Annotated in this window: 14 protein-coding genes; 8 read left to right on the top strand and 6 right to left on the bottom strand. The window is 65.0% G+C overall.

What is annotated here, in order from left to right; all coding sequences use genetic code 11:
• The first annotated feature begins 65 nt into the window (after positions 1-65).
• From Q376_RS0105360 to Q376_RS0105345, 4 genes are read left to right on the top strand one after another with little or no spacing between them, the layout of a single operon-like run.
• Positions 66-1,727: an NAD(P)-binding protein gene (locus Q376_RS0105360; protein ID WP_027349444.1), complete on the top strand. Its 1,662-nt coding sequence runs from the start codon at positions 66-68 to the stop codon at positions 1,725-1,727.
• A complete protein-coding gene (nifJ, locus tag Q376_RS21525) occupies positions 1,724-5,341 on the top strand; it encodes a pyruvate:ferredoxin (flavodoxin) oxidoreductase (RefSeq protein ID WP_052364977.1) in 3,618 nt (1,205 codons plus the stop codon). Before Q376_RS0105360 ends, nifJ begins: the two co-directional genes overlap by 4 nt.
• A 51-nt stretch (positions 5,342-5,392) precedes the next feature.
• A complete protein-coding gene (locus Q376_RS0105350; protein ID WP_027349443.1) occupies positions 5,393-6,415 on the top strand; it encodes a dihydroorotate dehydrogenase-like protein in 1,023 nt (340 codons plus the stop codon).
• Positions 6,416-6,434: 19 nt separating this feature from the next.
• Positions 6,435-7,373, top strand: a complete 939-nt coding sequence (locus Q376_RS0105345; protein ID WP_027349442.1) for a phosphate acetyltransferase — start codon at positions 6,435-6,437, stop codon at positions 7,371-7,373.
• A gap of 61 nt (positions 7,374-7,434) precedes the next feature.
• Here Q376_RS0105345 and Q376_RS0105340 read toward each other — a convergent pair whose 3' ends face one another.
• The gene (locus Q376_RS0105340; RefSeq protein ID WP_027349441.1) at positions 7,435-7,725 is read right to left on the bottom strand and encodes a hypothetical protein; all 291 of its coding nucleotides are present in this window, start codon (positions 7,723-7,725) and stop codon (positions 7,435-7,437) included.
• Positions 7,726-8,510: 785 nt separating this feature from the next.
• Here Q376_RS0105340 and Q376_RS0105330 point away from each other — a divergent pair.
• Positions 8,511-9,212 (top strand): winged helix-turn-helix domain-containing protein, encoded by a 702-nt coding sequence (locus Q376_RS0105330; protein WP_223302794.1) that lies wholly within the window; start codon positions 8,511-8,513, stop codon positions 9,210-9,212.
• Entirely contained in the window at positions 9,212-10,903 is a 1,692-nt protein-coding gene (locus Q376_RS21520; protein ID WP_052364976.1) for an ATP-binding protein, read from the top strand. Before Q376_RS0105330 ends, Q376_RS21520 begins: the two co-directional genes overlap by 1 nt.
• On the opposite strand, the gene Q376_RS0105320 is transcribed toward Q376_RS21520, so the two are convergent.
• The 3 genes from Q376_RS0105320 to Q376_RS0105310 form a co-directional block, all read right to left on the bottom strand.
• Entirely contained in the window at positions 10,885-11,826 is a 942-nt protein-coding gene (locus Q376_RS0105320; protein ID WP_027349439.1) for a LysR family transcriptional regulator, read from the bottom strand. The genes Q376_RS21520 and Q376_RS0105320 overlap by 19 nt on opposite strands.
• A gap of 51 nt (positions 11,827-11,877) precedes the next feature.
• Entirely contained in the window at positions 11,878-12,966 is a 1,089-nt protein-coding gene (locus tag Q376_RS21515; protein ID WP_052364975.1) for a metal-dependent hydrolase, read from the bottom strand.
• Positions 12,967-13,091: 125 nt separating this feature from the next.
• Positions 13,092-13,631: a DNA-3-methyladenine glycosylase I gene (locus Q376_RS0105310; protein WP_027349438.1), complete on the bottom strand. Its 540-nt coding sequence runs from the start codon at positions 13,629-13,631 to the stop codon at positions 13,092-13,094.
• Between the two features lie 201 nt (positions 13,632-13,832).
• Between Q376_RS0105310 and Q376_RS0105300 the strand changes: the two genes are divergently transcribed.
• On the top strand, positions 13,833-14,273 hold the full coding sequence (locus Q376_RS0105300) for a VOC family protein (protein WP_027349437.1): 441 nt from the start codon (positions 13,833-13,835) through the stop codon (positions 14,271-14,273).
• Between the two features lie 48 nt (positions 14,274-14,321).
• Positions 14,322-15,566, top strand: coding sequence for an FAD-dependent monooxygenase (locus tag Q376_RS21510; RefSeq protein ID WP_052364974.1), 1,245 nt, complete (start codon positions 14,322-14,324; stop codon positions 15,564-15,566).
• Positions 15,567-15,638: 72 nt separating this feature from the next.
• Here Q376_RS21510 and tatC read toward each other — a convergent pair whose 3' ends face one another.
• Both tatC and tatB read right to left on the bottom strand, forming a co-directional pair.
• A complete protein-coding gene (tatC, locus tag Q376_RS0105290; protein WP_027349436.1) occupies positions 15,639-16,436 on the bottom strand; it encodes a twin-arginine translocase subunit TatC in 798 nt (265 codons plus the stop codon).
• A gap of 1 nt (position 16,437) precedes the next feature.
• Positions 16,438-16,950 carry a Sec-independent protein translocase protein TatB gene (tatB, locus tag Q376_RS25150; protein ID WP_052364973.1) on the bottom strand — a complete coding sequence of 171 codons (513 nt, stop codon included), beginning with the start codon at positions 16,948-16,950 and terminating at the stop codon, positions 16,438-16,440.
• Positions 16,951-16,956: the final 6 nt, after the last annotated feature.

Genomic DNA, 16,956 nt, shown 5'->3' with positions numbered 1-16,956 from the left:
CGCTCATCATCAGCCGGGACGGCGTGTAGGCGCTCGGCTTAGACCGTGCGAGAGGAGATCGTTGAATGAGTACTTTACGTAACGATATGAGCCCGCGGGTGGATCTGACCCGGCGACATGCCGTCGGTGCGAAGAGAACCAGTCACCCTGCCTATGTCGACCTGCTGCCTCCCTGCAACAACGCCTGCCCTGCGGGTGAGAACATCCAGGCATGGCTGGCGCTGGCCCAGGCGGGGCGTTGGCGCGAGGCCTGGGAGACGCTGGTGGCTGACAACCCCTTCCCGGCGATCCATGGGCGAGTGTGCTACCACCCCTGTGAGGACGGCTGCAATCGCCGCGAGCTCGATAGCGCGGTGAGCATTCATGCGATCGAGCGCTACCTCGGTGATCGCGCCCAGCTCGAGGGTTGGAAAGTGCCGAAGGCGAGCTCCAGCGGCAAGCGGGTGATGGTGGTCGGGGCTGGGCCCAGCGGCCTGGCAGCGGCATGGCACCTGGCCCGGCTCGGTCATGAGGTGGAGGTCTACGATGCAGGTCCCGTGGCGGGGGGCATGATGCGTTTCGGCATCCCGGCCTATCGCCTGCCGCGTGACGTCCTGGCACGGGAAATCGAGCGAGTCGAGGCGCTCGGCGTCAGGATCGTGCTCGACCACAAGGTCGAGGATCTGCTCGCCGAGCAGCGCGATGGTGGTTTCGATGCCGTCTACATCGCGATCGGTGCCCAGGTGGGGCGGCACATCGACATTCCCGCGCGAGACGCGGTGCGGGTGTTCGACGCGGTGTCGTTGCTGCATGACACCGCCAGCGGCGAGAAGCCGCTGCTCGGGCGTCGCGTGGTGGTCTACGGCGGCGGGAACACCGCGATGGACGTCGCTCGATCGGCCAAGCGCCTGGGCGCTGAGGACGCGATGATCGTCTATTTCCGCGATAGCAAATGGTTGGAAGCCCACCCCAGCGAAGCAGAGGACGCGCTCGAAGAGGGGGTCAGGATCAAGTGGCTTTCGAGCATCAAGCAGATCAGTGGCGATACCCTCACGGTGGAGAGGATGACCGTGGACGATCAGGGACAGGCTCACTCGACAGGTGAGTTCGAGACGCTGAAAGCGGATTCGGTGGTGCTCGCCCTCGGCCAGACCACCGATGTGGAATTTCTGCGTCGAGTGCCAGGTATCGCCTTCGAAGACGACGGTACGGTAGTCGTCGGCGACGACATGCAGACCGGTCATCCGGGCATCTTCGCCGGCGGCGACGTGATTCCGACCCATCGTAGCGTGACCAACGCCGTGGGGCTGGGCAAGAAAGCGGCGCGGCGGATCGATGCCTGGCTTGCCGGCGCGCGCTGGACCCAGCCGCCGCGCCACCGCGTCGTGCCCTTCGAGGAGCTGCACTTGCCCCTGTACGACGATGCGCTCAAGGCCCTTCAGCCCGAGCTGCCGGTCACCGAGCGCACCGACTTCACCGAGGTCGTCTCCGGCCTCGATGCGGCCCAGGCCCAGCATGAGGCCCAGCGCTGCCTTTCCTGCGGTAACTGTTATGAATGCGATAGCTGCTACGCCGCCTGTCCGGAGAAGGCGATCGTGAAGCTCGGCCCTGGCAGTGGCTACCGCGTGAACCTGGATCTGTGTACCGGCTGTCAGGCCTGCTTCGAGCAGTGTCCGTGCCACGCCATCGATATGGTCATCGAGACTAGCGCTGATCCGGTTTCCCGGCAGCAGGAGGTGAACGCATGAGCACCCGGGCTACGATGGACGCCAATACTGCGGTCGCGACGATCGCCTATGCGCTCAATGAAGTCTGCGCGATCTACCCGATCACTCCTTCCTCGGCGATGGCCGAGCTGGCCGACGAGTGGATGGCCGCAGGGCGAACGAACCTGTGGGGCAACGTGCCGCTGATACAGGAGATGCAGGCCGAGGGCGGTGCCGCCGGAGCAGTGCATGGAGCGCTGCAGTCCGGTGCGCTGACGACCACGTTCACCGCATCGCAGGGCTTGCTGCTGATGCTGCCGAACATGTTCAAGATCGCCGGCGAACTCACCTCGACGGTGTTCCACGTCGCCGCCCGTTCGCTTGCGACCTCGGCACTGTCGATCTTCGGCGATCACTCCGACGTGATGGCAGCCCGTACCACGGGCTTCGCGCTGTTCAGTTCGGCCTCGGTGCAGGAAGCCCACGACAGCGCGCTGATCGCCCAGGCGGCGACGCTCGAATCACGCATTCCGTTCATCCACTTCTTCGATGGTTTTCGCACCTCGCACGAGCTCAATACGCTGGAATTGCTCGACGAATCGGTACTGCGCGCGATGATCGACGATCGGCTGATTCGCGCGCATCGCGCGCGTGCGCTCAATCCGGAACATCCGTTCATTCGTGGTACCGCACACAATCCTGACACCTACTTCCAGGCGCGCGAGGCGGTGAATCCCTACTACGATGCGCTGCCAGAGATCGTCGAACGCCTGATGGTGCGCTTCGGCGAGCTGACTGGCCGTCATTACCGTCCGTTCGAATACGAAGGTGCGACGGACGCCGATCGGGTACTGGTGGTGATGGGGGCGGGCGCGGAGACCGCGCGCGAGACCGTCAAGTTCCTGGTGGCCAGGGGAGAGAAAGTCGGGGTGGTGCAGGTGCGACTCTACCGGCCGTTCTCCAGCGAGCGTTTGCTCGCGGCGCTGCCGTCCTCGGTGCGGCGCATCGCGGTGCTCGAGCAGACCAAGGAGTCGGGCGCGCCTGGCGAGCCGATGTGCCAGGATGTGATCGCAAGCTTCGCCGCCGCGGTCTCCCGAGGTGAACGAGACGCACTGCCGCTGGTGGTGGGTGGCCGCTACGGCATCTCCAACAAAGAGTTCACCCCGGCGATGGCCAAGGCGGCGCTCGATGAACTTCTCACCGATCGGCCCCGGCACGGCTTCACCCTCGGTATCGAGGACGATGTCACCCACCGGAGCCTGGACTACGATGCGCATTTTTCGATCGAGCCGGATGTCACCCGGCGTGCGGTGTTCTACGGTCTGGGCGCGGATGGCACCGTGGGGGCCAACAAGAACAGCGTCAAGATAATCGGTGAGGATACCCCACTCTATGCCCAGGGCTACTTCGTCTACGACTCGCATAAATCGGGAGCGCAGACGGTCTCGCACCTGCGTTTCGGCCCCGAGCCGATCCGCGCACCGTACCTGATCCACCAGGCACAGTTCGTTGCCTGCCACAAGTTCGAGTTCCTCGAACGGCAGGACGTGCTGGGTGTCGCGGCGCCAGGAGCGACCTTCCTGCTCAACGCTCCCTTCAGCGCCGGCGAGGTCTGGAGCCACCTGCCCCGGCCGATGCAGCAGGTGATCATCGACAAGCACCTCGAGTGCTACGTGATCGACGCCTCCGAGGCGGCGCGGGCGCTGGGGCTGGGGCAGCGTATCAACACCATCCTGCAGACCTGCTTCTTCGCGCTCTCCGGTGTACTGCCGCGTGACCAGGCGATCGCCCATATCAAGGAGACGATCCGCAAGAGCTATGCACGCAAGGGCGAGCGGGTGGTGCAGATGAACTTCGCCGCGGTGGATGGCGCACTGGAGCGGCTGCAGCGGTTCGAAGTGCCGGCGGCGGTCGACGTGGACGCGCGCGAGCGGCCGGCGCTGGTACCGGCGGATGCGCCGGCCTTTGTCCATGAGGTCACCGCGCGGATGTTCTCCAGCGAAGGCGACTTGATCCCGGTGAGCCTGATCCCGGCGGATGGTACTTTCCCCTCCGGGACCAGCGCGTTCGAGAAACGCAATGTCTCCGACGTGGTGCCCGAGTGGCGAGCCGACCTGTGCATCCAGTGTGGTCAGTGCAGCTTCGTCTGTCCGCACGGGGTGATTCGCAGTCGCTACTACGAAGCCGGGCGGCTCGAGGGGGCGCCGGCCGATTTTCCCTCGGAGCCGATCAATACCCGTGGCTATCCCGACACGCGGTTTTCCTTGCAGATATACGTGGAGGACTGCACCGGCTGCGGGCTATGTGTCGAGGCGTGCCCGGCAACCAGTCCGATAGAACCGGATACCAAGGCGCTCAACATCGTCGACAAAGCGCCGATTCTGCAGCGCGAGCGCGAACGCATCCGGTTTTTCGAGACGCTGCCGGTCAACGACCGGGCGAGAGTGGATTTCGCCAACGTACGCGGTGTCCAGTTCCTGCAGCCGCTGTTCGAATTTCCCGGCGCCTGCGCGGGCTGTGGCGAGACGCCTTACCTGCGCCTCTTGAGCCAGCTGTTCGGTGATCGGCTGCAGATCGCCAACGCCACCGGCTGCTCGTCGATCTACGGCGGCAACCTGCCGGTGACGCCTTGGACCAAGAATCACGAAGGGCGCGGTCCCGCCTGGTCGAACTCGCTGTTCGAGGACAACGCCGAGTTCGGCCTCGGCTTTCGCCTCGCCGCCGATCAGCATCTCGCCCTTGCCCGCAGACGGCTCGAGGAGCTCATACCACAGCTGGGCGAACGGTTCGTCGGCGAGATTCTCGAGGCGTCGCAAATCACCGAGTCGCAGATCCGCGCGCAGCGCGAGCGGGTCGCGGAGCTCAAGGCCAAGCTGCTCGCCTTGGGTGACGATAACGAAAGCGCGAACGACCTGCTTTCGGTGGTCGATCATCTAGTACGGCGCAGCGTGTGGATCGTCGGTGGTGATGGCTGGGCCTACGATATCGGCTATGGCGGCCTGGACCACGTGCTGGCCCAGGGCAAGGACGTCAACGTGCTGGTACTCGACACCGAGGTGTATTCCAACACCGGTGGCCAATCGTCGAAGGCGACCCCGCTCGGTGCGGTCGCTAAGTTCGCCGCTGCCGGCAAGCGTACGCCGCGCAAGGACCTGGCGCTCCAGGCGATCGCCTACGGCAACATCTACGTCGCCCAGGTGGCGATGGGAGCGAACCCGCAGCATACCCTGCAGGCCTTCCGCGAAGCCGAAGCCTACGAGGGGCCGTCGTTGATCCTGGCCTACAGCCATTGCATCGCTCATGGCATCGACATGCGCAAGGGATTGCACCAGCAAGGGCTGGCCGCCGATTCGGCCTACTGGCCGCTGTTCCGCTTCAATCCTGACCTGCGCAAGGTGGGTGCCAACCCGTTCAGCCTCGACACGCCCGCGCCGAAGATCCCGCTCAAGGCATACGCCTACAACGAGATCCGCTACTCCTCGCTTGCTCGCACGCGTGGAGACGAGGCCGCGGAGCTGCTCGCCTCGGCCCAGAAATGGGTCGACGAGAAATACCTGCAGTACGTCGATCTCTCCACCCGCGACGGCAGCCGCTTCTCGCTCGAGCCGCAACCCGACCTTGTCGAGGCCTCCGCGGGGGAGGGGGCGACGACATGAGCGGTGTGACTGGCGAGCGCGACGCACCTCGATCTAATTGGGAGCGATGACATGGACCTCACTACACGCTATCTCGGCTTGGCGCTGCGTAATCCGCTGATCGCCTCGCCGTCACCCACCAACGCCGAGCTCGGCCATCTGAAGGCGCTCGAGGATGCCGGCATCGGCGCGGTGGTACTGCCTTCGCTGTTCGAGGAGCAGCTGCTGGCCCGGCGGGATCGCTTGGATGAAATTTTCGCCCAGGGCGAGGCCAACAATCCCGAAGCGCAGTCCTATCTTCCCACCCAAGCGTTGGACGGCCCCTACGGCGTCGCACCGGACAGCTACCTCGAGCTGATCCGCAAGGCCAAGGGGGCGCTCGATGTGCCGGTGTTCGCCAGTCTCAACGGCTCCACGCCAAGCGGTTGGGCCGACTATGCGGCCCAGATCGAAGAAGCCGGTGCCGATGGACTGGAGCTCAACATCTATTACGTGCCGGTCGATATCGGCGTATCCGGCGCAGCGATCGAGCAGCGCTATCTCGACGTGCTCGCCTCGGTGCGGCGCGAGGTGCGGATTCCGGTGGTAGTGAAGATGCCGGCCTACTTCAGCTCGATCGGCAACATGGCGCAGCGTTTCGTCGAAACCGGCGCCAACGGGCTGGTGGTGTTCAACCGCTATCTGCAACCGGATATCGATCTGCTGCAAATGAAGCTCTCCAGCGAGCTGGAACTGAGCCGGCCGGCCGAAATGCGCCTCTCTCTGCTATGGATCGCGGTGCTTGCCGGACGGTTGGACTGTTCGCTAGCGGGGTCGATCGGAGTGGAGAGCGCCGACCAGGTGATCAAGTACCTGCTTGCCGGGGCGGACGTAGTGATGACCACTTCGGCGGTGATGCGTCACGGCCCAGGGCATATCGCCACGCTGCTGGCGGGCCTCGAAGCCTGGTGCGAGGCCCGGCAAGTACCTTCGCTGGATGGCCTGCGGGGGGTGATGAGCCGCGATCGCTTGCGCGCGCATACCGCTGGTGTCTACGAGCGCGCCAACTACATCCATCTTATCGAGCATTACGCCAGCAGCGTCAGCCATCGATGAGCGAAGGAGCGAGGACACGATGTCCCATGATCATTATCAGGAATTGATCGAACGCTGCGCCGGCTTGCCGCCGATCGTCACGGTGGTGGTCCACCCTTGTGAGGCTGGTGCGTTGAAGGGCGCATTGGACGCGGCCGCGCTGGGCCTGATCTCGCCGATCCTGGTGGGACCGCGCGGCAAGATCGAGGCGACCGCCCGGGAGGCGGGGGTCGACATCAGCGACCTGCCGCTTGAGGATGTGCCCCATAGCCACGAAGCGGCCGAGCGGGGCGTCGCGATGGTGCTCGAGGGTCGGGCCGAGATGTTGATGAAAGGGAGCCTGCACAGCGACGAGCTGCTGCACGCCGTGACCGCGCGACAAGGCGGGCTGCGCACCGAACGTCGCTTGAGCCACGTATTCGCAATGAGCGTGCCGAGCTACCACAAGCCGCTGTTCGTCACCGATGCGGCGGTGAACATATTCCCCTCCCTGGACGACAAGGCCGATATCTGCCGCAACGCCATCGATCTGCTGAAAGTGCTGCATGTCGATCGCCCCAAGGTGGCGATCCTCTCCGCGGTCGAGACCATCAGCGCGAAGCTGCCTTCGACGATCGAGGCGGCGGCCCTGGTGGTCATGTCCCATCGGGGGCAGATCGAGGGCGCGCTGCTCGACGGACCGCTGGCTTTCGACAATGCGATCAGCGCCGAGGCCGCGCGGATCAAAGGGATTCGCTCGGAGGTCGCCGGTGACCCGGATATCCTGCTGGTACCGGATCTCGAGGCGGGCAACATACTGGCCAAGCAGCTGATCTACCTGGCCGGTGCGGAGGCGGCCGGGATCGTGCTCGGCGCTCGCGTTCCGATCGTGCTCACCAGCCGCTCCGACAGCGCGCGGGCGCGGATCGCCAGCTGCAGCATAGGTGCGCTGCTGGCCGCCGCTCGGCGGGAGGGACAGGCCGCGGCGATCAATGCTTGATCGACGGCCGCGCATACCGGCAAAGCCCTCCACGGCAGTCGCCTGGGGCGTGCCCCCGGCGTCAGCCGTTGGCCGCGCGGGGCTGGTTCTCGGTGAGTTCGATCCACTGATTTATCCGGCGCGGGCCAAAACCCTCCAGGGCCTCGTCGAAGCGGAGCAGGTAGAGGGTGTCCTGGGCGTGGGTGTGCATGCGCAGGCGCAGGAACAGCTCGCGCGTCGGCAGCCGGGTGGCGACCAGCCAGGTGGAGTCGGTGACGCGGGTGAAGCTGCCGCACTTGGACAGCGCCTGGAGCACCTTGTCATAGCGCTCGGTGTCGGCGGGAATGTCGCAGGTGATGATGTAGCGATCCATGGTCGGATTCCTCTTGCATCGGCTACTCGCACCATTTTTTCGGCGCGAGATTGACGGCGACAGGAATTCCGACCACTATTGGAAACACGTAGTGGGGAGGTCGGAAGCCTGCCTGACATTCGCCCCGGAGGCTGCAACCTTCGGAGCCGCTCGAAACGCCCAGTGCTGCAACACTGGGCGTTTCTCGTTGTTGCGCCGTGCTAGGGCACGGGGCCAGGGTCACGAAACGTTGGCTTTGGCATCTCTCGTGTCCTTTCAATCAGTTCTCAATCAGTTCGAAAAAAGTCGTTTGAAACGATCTTGCCGGGACTTCAAGAACTCGTACGGTGCCGCCGCTTCGTCGAGCGATTCAGCGCGCCCCTGCAAGGGCTGGGCCGAGTCCGCATGCTGCCGCACGGTGGTTTGGAACCTCGAGGCTCGATACTGCGTCGCTAACGCCTCGGGACGGGAATCTCCTCGGCCACGATAGAGTCGATAGCCTCCCCCCACAAGTGGATAAGTTGTGACTAAGCTGTGTATGTTTCGAGATCGGGAGTTCGATCCGCGTCCTGCTTGGGCGCAATGGGCCAGAAAAATTTTCTATCGGAAAGCGGTTTTCAATTGGGCTTGACGGGGCGCCTCCCGTATTCGCCGGAAATGATAATGACTGTCATTAGTTACGTTTGTTTTGTCAGCATCATGGCGATCAAGGTATAAAAGCCCCCGAATCTCAGTATCTCCATTCGCCGTCATGATTGAACCCTCGATATGACGGCGTCATACGACTTCGAGCCTTGGAGCGCGTCTTGGAAACTCGTAACGACCATATCCTGATCATCGAGGATGACGAGCGTCTCGCGTCGCTGACGCGGGAGTACCTGGAGGGCAGTGGCTTCCAGGTCAGTGTCGAACACGACGGTGCGAAAGGCGTCGAGCGGATTCTGGCACTTCGTCCCGATCTGGTGATCCTCGATCTCATGCTGCCGGGCGAGGATGGGCTGTCCATCTGCCGTCGCGTACGTCCGCAGTTCCCCGGGCCGATTCTGATGCTGACCGCGCGGACCGATGACATGGACCAGGTGCTCGGGCTCGAGATGGGCGCCGATGACTACGTCCCCAAGCCGGTGCCTCCACGGGTGCTGCTGGCGCGCATGCGCGCGCTGCTGCGTCGCTCCGAAGTGCTCGAGAGCGCGCCCGCCGAGGCGCGCCTCGAGTTTCGCGACCTGGTGATCGATTCCGGCACTCGCGAAGCCTGGCTCAACGCCGAGCGCATCGACCTGACCAGCGCTGAGTTCGACCTGCTCTGGTTCCTGGCCTCCAACGCTGGCCGTGTGCTGACCCGCGAGGAGATATTCTCCGCCCTGCGGGGGATCAAGTACGATGGGCAGGATCGTTCGATCGACGTGCGTGTCTCGAGGATCCGGCCGAAGATCGGCGACGATCCTCACCATCCCCAGCGGATCAAGACCGTGCGCAGCAAAGGCTATCTCTTCGTTCGGGATGTTTGATGTTCCAACCGTTTCGCGCCTCCTACCGGCGCGTCTACCTGACCCTGGTACTGATGCAGCTGCTGATCCTGGTCGGCTGCATCGTCTCGATCTGGGCTTACGAATCCTATCGTGAGCAGGGCTATCGCGAGCGCCTGGCGAGTACGCCGATGGCGCTGATCGGCTATCTGGTCGATAACCAGCCGGCCGCTTATCGCGATGCGTGGCTCGAGGAGAATTCGCGCAGGCTCGGCTCGGGGCTCTCGATCGTCGATCCGGTCACCCTGGGACTCAGCGGCTGGCAGCGGATGCGCCTCGAGCGAGGGCAGGTGGTCATCGAAGAGGGCAACAGCGGTTGGAGCCTGTACCGGCTGATCGACGATGGCAGCCGGGCCTTGGTGATGCACTCGGTATCGCTCAGCCAGCAGCTGCCGCTCGAGCTGATGGCGATGATGCGCGACTGGATCCAGGAGGTTCCGTGGGACGCCCGGGATGCTCGTTTCGAGCGCCTGCGTTCGAGCAGTTCGATAGCGATGGGGATGGGCAACGGCACGCCGGATGGGTTGAGCAACGAGCAGTTGCAGCGGCTGGTGGACCAGCAGGTGGTGCTCAACATCAACCCTAGCGCCCCATCCGTGACGCTTTACGTGATGCTCGACGATGGCCGCTGGATCGCGGTCGGCCCCGTCGGCATCTTCGCCCAGGCGCCCGTTTGGCTGCTCTACGCGCTGCCGTTGATACTCAGCCTGCTCAACGTGCTGATCGGCTACTGGATGATACGCCGTGACGACCGGCGTCTGAACGAGCTCGAGGTCAGCGCGGGCCAGATAGCCGCGGGTGATTTCGACGTTCGCGCGTCGATCGAGCACGACTCCCAGTTCACTCAGCTCGCGATCAAGATCAACGCGATGGCGAGCCAGGTGCAGGCGGCACTCGGGGCCCAGCAGGACCTGATGCGCGCGGTCTCCCATGAGTTCCGGACCCCCGTGGCGCGGATTCGCTTCGCGCTGCAGATGATCAGCGACATCAGCGAATCCGAGACCATTCGTCGGCAGCTCGGAGAGGTCGACAACGACATCGAGTCTCTCGACCATCTGATCGATGAGATTCTCACCTACGCACGGGTGGACAGCGCCGCCGACGGCCATATGCCGCTGGCGAGCGAGTGGTGCGATGTCCGCAGCATCGTCGTCGATCTGGTCGAGGCGCTGGCGCCGCTGCATGCCCAGCTCTCGATCACGCACAGTGGTTTCGACGAGCTTTGGGTGCTCGCCGACGTGCGCTATCTCACCCGCGCGCTGCAGAACCTGATCAGCAACGCATGCCAGTATGCGGATTCTCGGGTAGAGATCCGCCTCGAACGTATCGGACGGGTCGCCTGCCTGCACATCGACGACGACGGCCCGGGCGTGCCCAGGAGCGAGCGCAAGCGGATCTTCCAGCCCTTTGCCCGGCTCGATGGCAGTCGCGCGCGGCGCCAGCCTGCGCGCGGCCAGCGGCCATCCGGCTATGGCCTGGGGCTTGCGATCGTGGCCAGGATCATGCGCTGGCACGCCGGCCGGGTGGTGGTGACCAGCTCGCCCTCCCTTGGCGGTGCACGATTCTCACTGCTGCTGCCGGTGCCGCAGCGCGAGCAGAGTCGCGGCAGGCTGCTGCGTCGACGGCGACGCGAGCCCAGCAGTTCTAGTCCTGGTCAGGAAGCCAGCGGCTGATCCCGATCCTCGGGGGGTTCGATGCCGTCGAGCACGTCGAAACTGGTGCGCTTGGCGGTGTCGAGGAAGGCCTGCATCCAGCCCAGCTCCCGCTGTTCGGCGCGAATCGCCGCGTAGAGCGTGCCCCATACTCCCTGCTCGCCGAGCCGCACCGCATCGACGTAGTCGCGTTCCAGATACTCGGTCAGCGCCCAGTTCGGCAACGCGCAGACCCCGCGGCCGCTGGCCACCAGCTGCATCATCATCATCGTCAGTTCGGCGCTGCGCACCTCCTGGGGATAGACCCCGGCGGGGGTGAGGAAGCGGGTGAATACATCGAGGCGGGTATGTTCGACCGGGTAGATGATCAATGTCTGGTCGCGTAGCTCCTCGGGTTCGATCCACTCACGCCCGGCGAAAGGATGGTCGGGCGCAACCGCGAGCAGGCTCTGGTAGCGAAACAGCGGCTGGTAGTGAATCCCCGGCAGCGCCTGGGGGTCGGCGGTGATCACCAGGTCGAGCTGCTCGCGTACCAGGCCGTTGAGAGGTTCGAACACGTTGCCGCCGAGGATGTCGATCTCGACCTCGGCGGCGACGTGCCGGAAGGCATCGATCGTCGGCATCAGCCACTGGAAGCAGCTATGGCACTCTATCGCCATGTGCAGCCGTGCGTCCCGGCGCGCAGCGAGGCGTGCCACATCGCGCTCGGCGATCCTTACCTGGGGCAGCACCTGCTCGGCCAGCGCGAGCAGCCGCTGGCCGCAGGGGGTGAACTGCACCGGACGAGTCTTGCGTACGAACAATGCATCGCCAAGGCGGCCTTCCAGCTCTTTTAGCTGGTGGGAAAGCGCCGATTGGGTGAGGTGCACCCGTTCGGCGGCTTCCACCAAAGAGCCCGAGTCACGCAGGGCGATGAGAGTACGGAGATGACGGAGCTCGAGCATTGGATTCGATTTTTTCAGCCTGATTGGCCTTTACTTTAATTTCATTCATGTTCATTCGCTAGTCGCGCACTGGGGCAGGGTCGAGGGGAGACGCGTCCGTCCACCGTTGTCCGCCGCGCAAAGCGCATCGTCGTCGAACAGCCGGCGCGCCAGCGAGGAGAGTTGGGCCGAGCCCGGGCGCGCCATGGGGGCCTGCTGTGAAGTCGCCAAGGCCTGCCACTCCCCCTCGGCGTCGCGCTGGGCGATGGCGAAGCTGAAGACTTCGATGCCAGGCATGCCAACCCGCAGGTCGCTGGCCCAAAGCCTCCCTTGGTCTTCCCGATAGCCGATGAAAGGACCGGCGAACCAGGCCAGGCGTCGTCCACCAGGGGTCGCCAGCGCCGCGTCTTCGAGCTGCGCGCCGCGTGAGAAGGTATCGAAGCGAATCTGGTCCTTACGGTCGAAGACGCTGACGTAGGCCTGGTGATAGCGCTCGCCGTCGCTGATCACCAGCTGCCAGACCAGGCTGGTCGGCATTACCGGCTGGACCAGCATCGGGCGGTCCTGCAGGCGGTGCTCGATCAGCACCGGTGTGACTTGAGAGACCACCCAGCCTTTGAGCACCAGGGCGAGCCCCAGGTAGAGCGTCGAGAGTCCGAGCGCGATCGGCGCTGCGCGCAGCGAACGGCTTCCCCGGCACAGCACCAGGATCACCGCCACGAGCAGCGGCAGGGTGTAGAGCGGATCGATGATCGCGATCGAGCTCCAGCTGGTCGGTGGCGGAGCCAGCGGCCACAGCAGCTGGGTGCCGTAGGTGGTGAAGGCATCGATCAACGGATGGGTGACCAGCGCCAGGACGAAGAACCACCCCCATCGTGCCAGCGGGATCGGTGGCGTGTCGCGCCCCCGGCTCCGACGGCAGCCGATCCACCAGGCCAGGACGGCGCACAGCGCGGCGAAAGGGGGCAGGGTCAGAAGCGAATGGGTGATGCCACGATGCTCGCTGTAGTTGGCGATCGGGTCGCCTGCGTCGAGCATTACGTCGAGGTCGGGCAGTGTCGCTATCGCCATGCCGAGCAGCACCGCGCGACGACCTAGGCGTCGGCCGAGTACGGTGGCGCCGATGCTGCCACCGAGAACGGCCTGGGTGATCGAGTCCATCGTTGAATCCTATGGGTGAGACGATCGACAAGACTCGTCGAGCGATGACTGCGGCGCAAGTCGTCGATCTTCAGCTTACCGCCGTGTGTCCGGTGGCCCGTTCTCCGGCTGGCCGGGGCCTCTGCTCAGCGTGTGAGCGCCCAGGGCGGCTCGGCGGCCAGCGCCTTGGCATAGGCCGGGCAGTCGGGATGGTGGGCGCCTGGGAGATAGCCCGTGCTCATCAGCAGTTCGTTGACGATTTCCGGGCCAGTGAAGCGGAAGTGGCGCTTGAACAGCTTGACCCAGTCGGCGAGCGGTAGCGGATGATGGGCATCGAGCCAGGCCTTGAAGCCGCCGTGGCTTTCGCGCAGCGCGAGAATCACGCGGGCGTTGTGGATCGTCGCTTCGATCTTGAGCCGATTGCGAATGATGCCGGCGTCCCCCAGCAGCCGCTGGCGCTCGGCGTCGCCGTAGGCGGCGACGCGATCGACCTGGAAGTCATCGAAAGCGGCGCGGAAGGCCGCGCGCTTTTTCAGCACCGTAAGCCAGGAGAGCCCGGCCTGATTGATCTCGAGAACCAGGCGTTCGAACAGGGCGTCATCGTCGTTCAAGGGAAAGCCGTACTCGCGGTCGTGATAGGGGCCATGCCAAGGGTGGTCGATGGCGCTAAGGCAGTAATCGCTCATCCATGCTCCGAAGTCGCTTGCGGCCGATGGCATTCGCCCTGCGGCTTGAAAAGCGCGATTATGACAGCATCTACACCAGCTGGCCCATGGCCTCGTAGGCGTGCCATCTGCCATGACGTGTGGTTTTTCACCGCCGGCCAAGCTTTCCACGGCCAAGCTTTCCACGGCCACTTTCCAAGGCCACTTTCCAAGGAGAGGAGCATGCAATACCTGCACACCATGGTGCGAGTCAAAGATATCGATGCGTCGCTCGCGTTCTACTGCGACTTGCTCGGCCTCGAGGAGGTCCGCCGCAAGGAGAACGAAAAGGGACGTTTCACCCTCGTTTTCCTCGCCGCGCCCAGCGATCTGGGGAGTTCAAGTGAATTCCAGGCACCCGAGCTGGAGCTGACCTACAACTGGGACCCGGAAGAGTACCAGGGCGGTCGCAACTTCGGTCACCTGGCCTATCGGGTCGACGACATCTACGCGCTGTGCCAGAAGTTCGTCGACGCCGGGGTGGTCATCAACCGCCCGCCGCGTGATGGCCATATGGCGTTCGTGAGATCCCCCGACGGTATCTCGATCGAACTGCTTCAGCGTGGCGAGCCACTCGCGCCGGCCGAGCCCTGGGCATCGATGGAAAATACCGGCAGCTGGTAGCCGCCTAATCCGCCGCGCACCGCGCGGCCCTGAATGAGGAGGCTCGGGATGAGTAGCGAAAACCAGGTCGATCTTGCCGTCGTCGGGCTTGGAAGCGTCGGCCTCTGCACCGCGCTTGCCGCGCTCGAGGGCGGGCTCAGCGTTGCGGTGATCGATCCGCAGTCCGCCGATGATCTGGCCGCGGGGGAGTTCGACGGGCGTGACGTGGCGATTTCTAGCGCCAGCCTGCGCTGGCTCGAGTCGCTCGGCGTGATCCAAGGGCTGAGCGAGCAGGAGCGCTCACCGATCCGTGGTGCCCGCGTGGTCGATCGGCTCACCGATAGCAGCCTCGATTTCGCGCCTGCCCCTGGGGAGGCCTCGATTGGCGCCTTCGTCCCGGAGCATCGGCTGCGCGAACTCGCCTTCCGAGCGCTGAGCGGGCGTCGGGGCGTGGTCGAGTATCTCGGTGCCAAGCCGGTGGCGGTGGAGCGAGACGCGCGCGGTGCCCGGCTGACCCTCGACGACGGCAGATGCGTCGAGGCGAAGCTCGTCGCCGTCGCCGACGGGCGCCGTTCACCGCTGCGCGCGCTGCTGGGCATTGGCATACGGCAGCATGACTACGCGCTGCGCATGCTCTGCTGCCGGGTCGCTCATTCGCGAGACCACGACGGCTGGACCGTCCAGCGCTTCGAGGCGGGAGGCTGCGTCGCCACGCTGCCGCTCTGCGCCGGTCGCAGTTCGCTTGCGCTGATGCTGCCTTGGAGCGAGGCCGAGCGGCTCAAGGCGCTCGACGACCAGGCCTTCACCGCCTGGCTTGGCGAGCTGCTCGGCGACGAGCTGGGGGAGATCCGGCTCGAGTCCCGGCGCTTCGACGTGCCGCTGGCCAGCCACTATGCCGAGCACTTTCACGTCGAGCGTGCCGTGCTGCTCGGCGATGCCGCGGTGGGCATGCTGCCGATCACCGCCCATGGATTGAACCTGGGCCTGATCAACGCACGCTCCCTGGTTGCCGAGCTGCTCGCCGCGCGGCAGCAGGGCGAGGAGTTCAGCGACGGGCAGGTGCTCGAGCGGGTCTCTCGCCGCGCCCATGCCACCGCGTGGCCGCTTTATCGGGCCACCAACGAGATCTGCCGGCTGTTCCGGCGCGAGGACCCACTGTCACGCCAGGCGCGCCGGCTGCTGTTCCGCGTAGCCGGGCCGCTGGAGTCGCTGGTAGGGCTCAACTGCGAACAGGACGATCCCCGTCAGATTCCCTGGCTCGGCGTACTGCGCGCGCTGCCAGGCCATCTCTGGGCGCAGCGCAAGGCAAGCTGATCGGGGCGCGGGAATTGGAAGCCTAGGGAGTGGTACTCAGTGCGCCGAGGGGCTCCCCGGCGCACTGTCGGTTCAGGAGGGGTTCTGCTCTTCGCCTTCGTCCGGGGCGGTGCCCCGGCCGCCGCGCTGGCGCTTCACCAAGCGACCGGCCAGCAAGCCTGCCTCGAACAATATCCACATCGGAATCGCCAGCAGCGTCTGCGACAGCACGTCGGGCGGGGTCAGCAGCATGCCGATGACGAAACAGCCGATCACCACGTAGCCGCGCTTGGCCGCCAGGTCCTTGACCGTCACCGCACCGGTGAGGATCAGCAGGAAAGTGGCGATCGGAATCTCGAAGGCGATGCCGAAGGCGATGAACAGCTTGAGCACGAACGAGAGATAGGCGCTGATGTCAGTCATCACCTGCACGCCCGCTGGGGCAGTGCCGGTGAAGAAGGCGAACATCAGCGGAAAGACCACGTAGTAGGCGAACGCGGCGCCCGCATAGAAGAGGATCACGCTGGAGGCGAGAAGCGGCAACGCCAGACGTTTTTCCGAACTGTAAAGGCCTGGCGCGACGAAGGCCCAGACCTGGTAGAGCACGTAGGGTACCGCGATGAAGAAGGCGACGATCAGGGTCAGCTTCAGCGGCGCGAGGAACGGCGAAGTGACCTCGGTGGCGATCATCTGCGATCCCGCCGGCAGCAGTGCCATCAGCGGTTCGGCAACGAAGGTGTAGAGGGTGTTGGAGAACGGGTAGAGGCAGAGGAATACCACCAGCACCGCGAGCAGCGCGCGAATCAGCCGCGAGCGCAGCTCGATCAGGTGATCGAGCAGCGGCGCCTGCTGCTGCTCTTCTTCGGGCCGTGGATCGGAGTCTCTGGACACGTCAGTCATTCCGCTGGTTGCTCGAAGGAGATGAATCCATGGACGACTCGATCGGCGTGCCGGTCGGCGCCTCGGTGGCGCGCTCTGGAGACGGCAACGGGGCATCGAGGGCGGCGCGGGCGATCACCGGACGCGAGGGCGGGCGCAGCGGCGGCAGGGGGGCTGCGCGCACTTCGGCTGGCGCCGGTGGGGGCTCGGGGCGAGAAGGAGGGAGCGGCGGCTGGCGCGATGACGAGGAGGCCGCGCCATTGAACTCCGAGGTGAACCGTTCGAAGCCCTTGCGGGCACGGCTCACTCCGCCGTCGATCCGCTTGCCCTGCTTGCTCAGCTCGCGGCGCAGGTCCTCCGCCTCGAGCTGGGAGGTGATCTCGTGCTGCAGGTTGCCGACGGTGCGTTTGATCTTGCCGATCCACACCCCCGCGGTACGCGCGGCGCCAGGTAGTTTGTCTGGGCCGAGCACCAGCAGGGCGATCACCCCGATCACCAGCAGTTCGCCGAAGCTGAAGTTGAACATCGGCGC

The sequence above is a fragment of the Halotalea alkalilenta DSM 17697 genome (assembly GCF_000621205.1).
Classification (GTDB): Bacteria; Pseudomonadota; Gammaproteobacteria; order Pseudomonadales; family Halomonadaceae; genus Halotalea; species Halotalea alkalilenta.
This window is presented reverse-complemented; position numbering and strand designations above follow the sequence as displayed.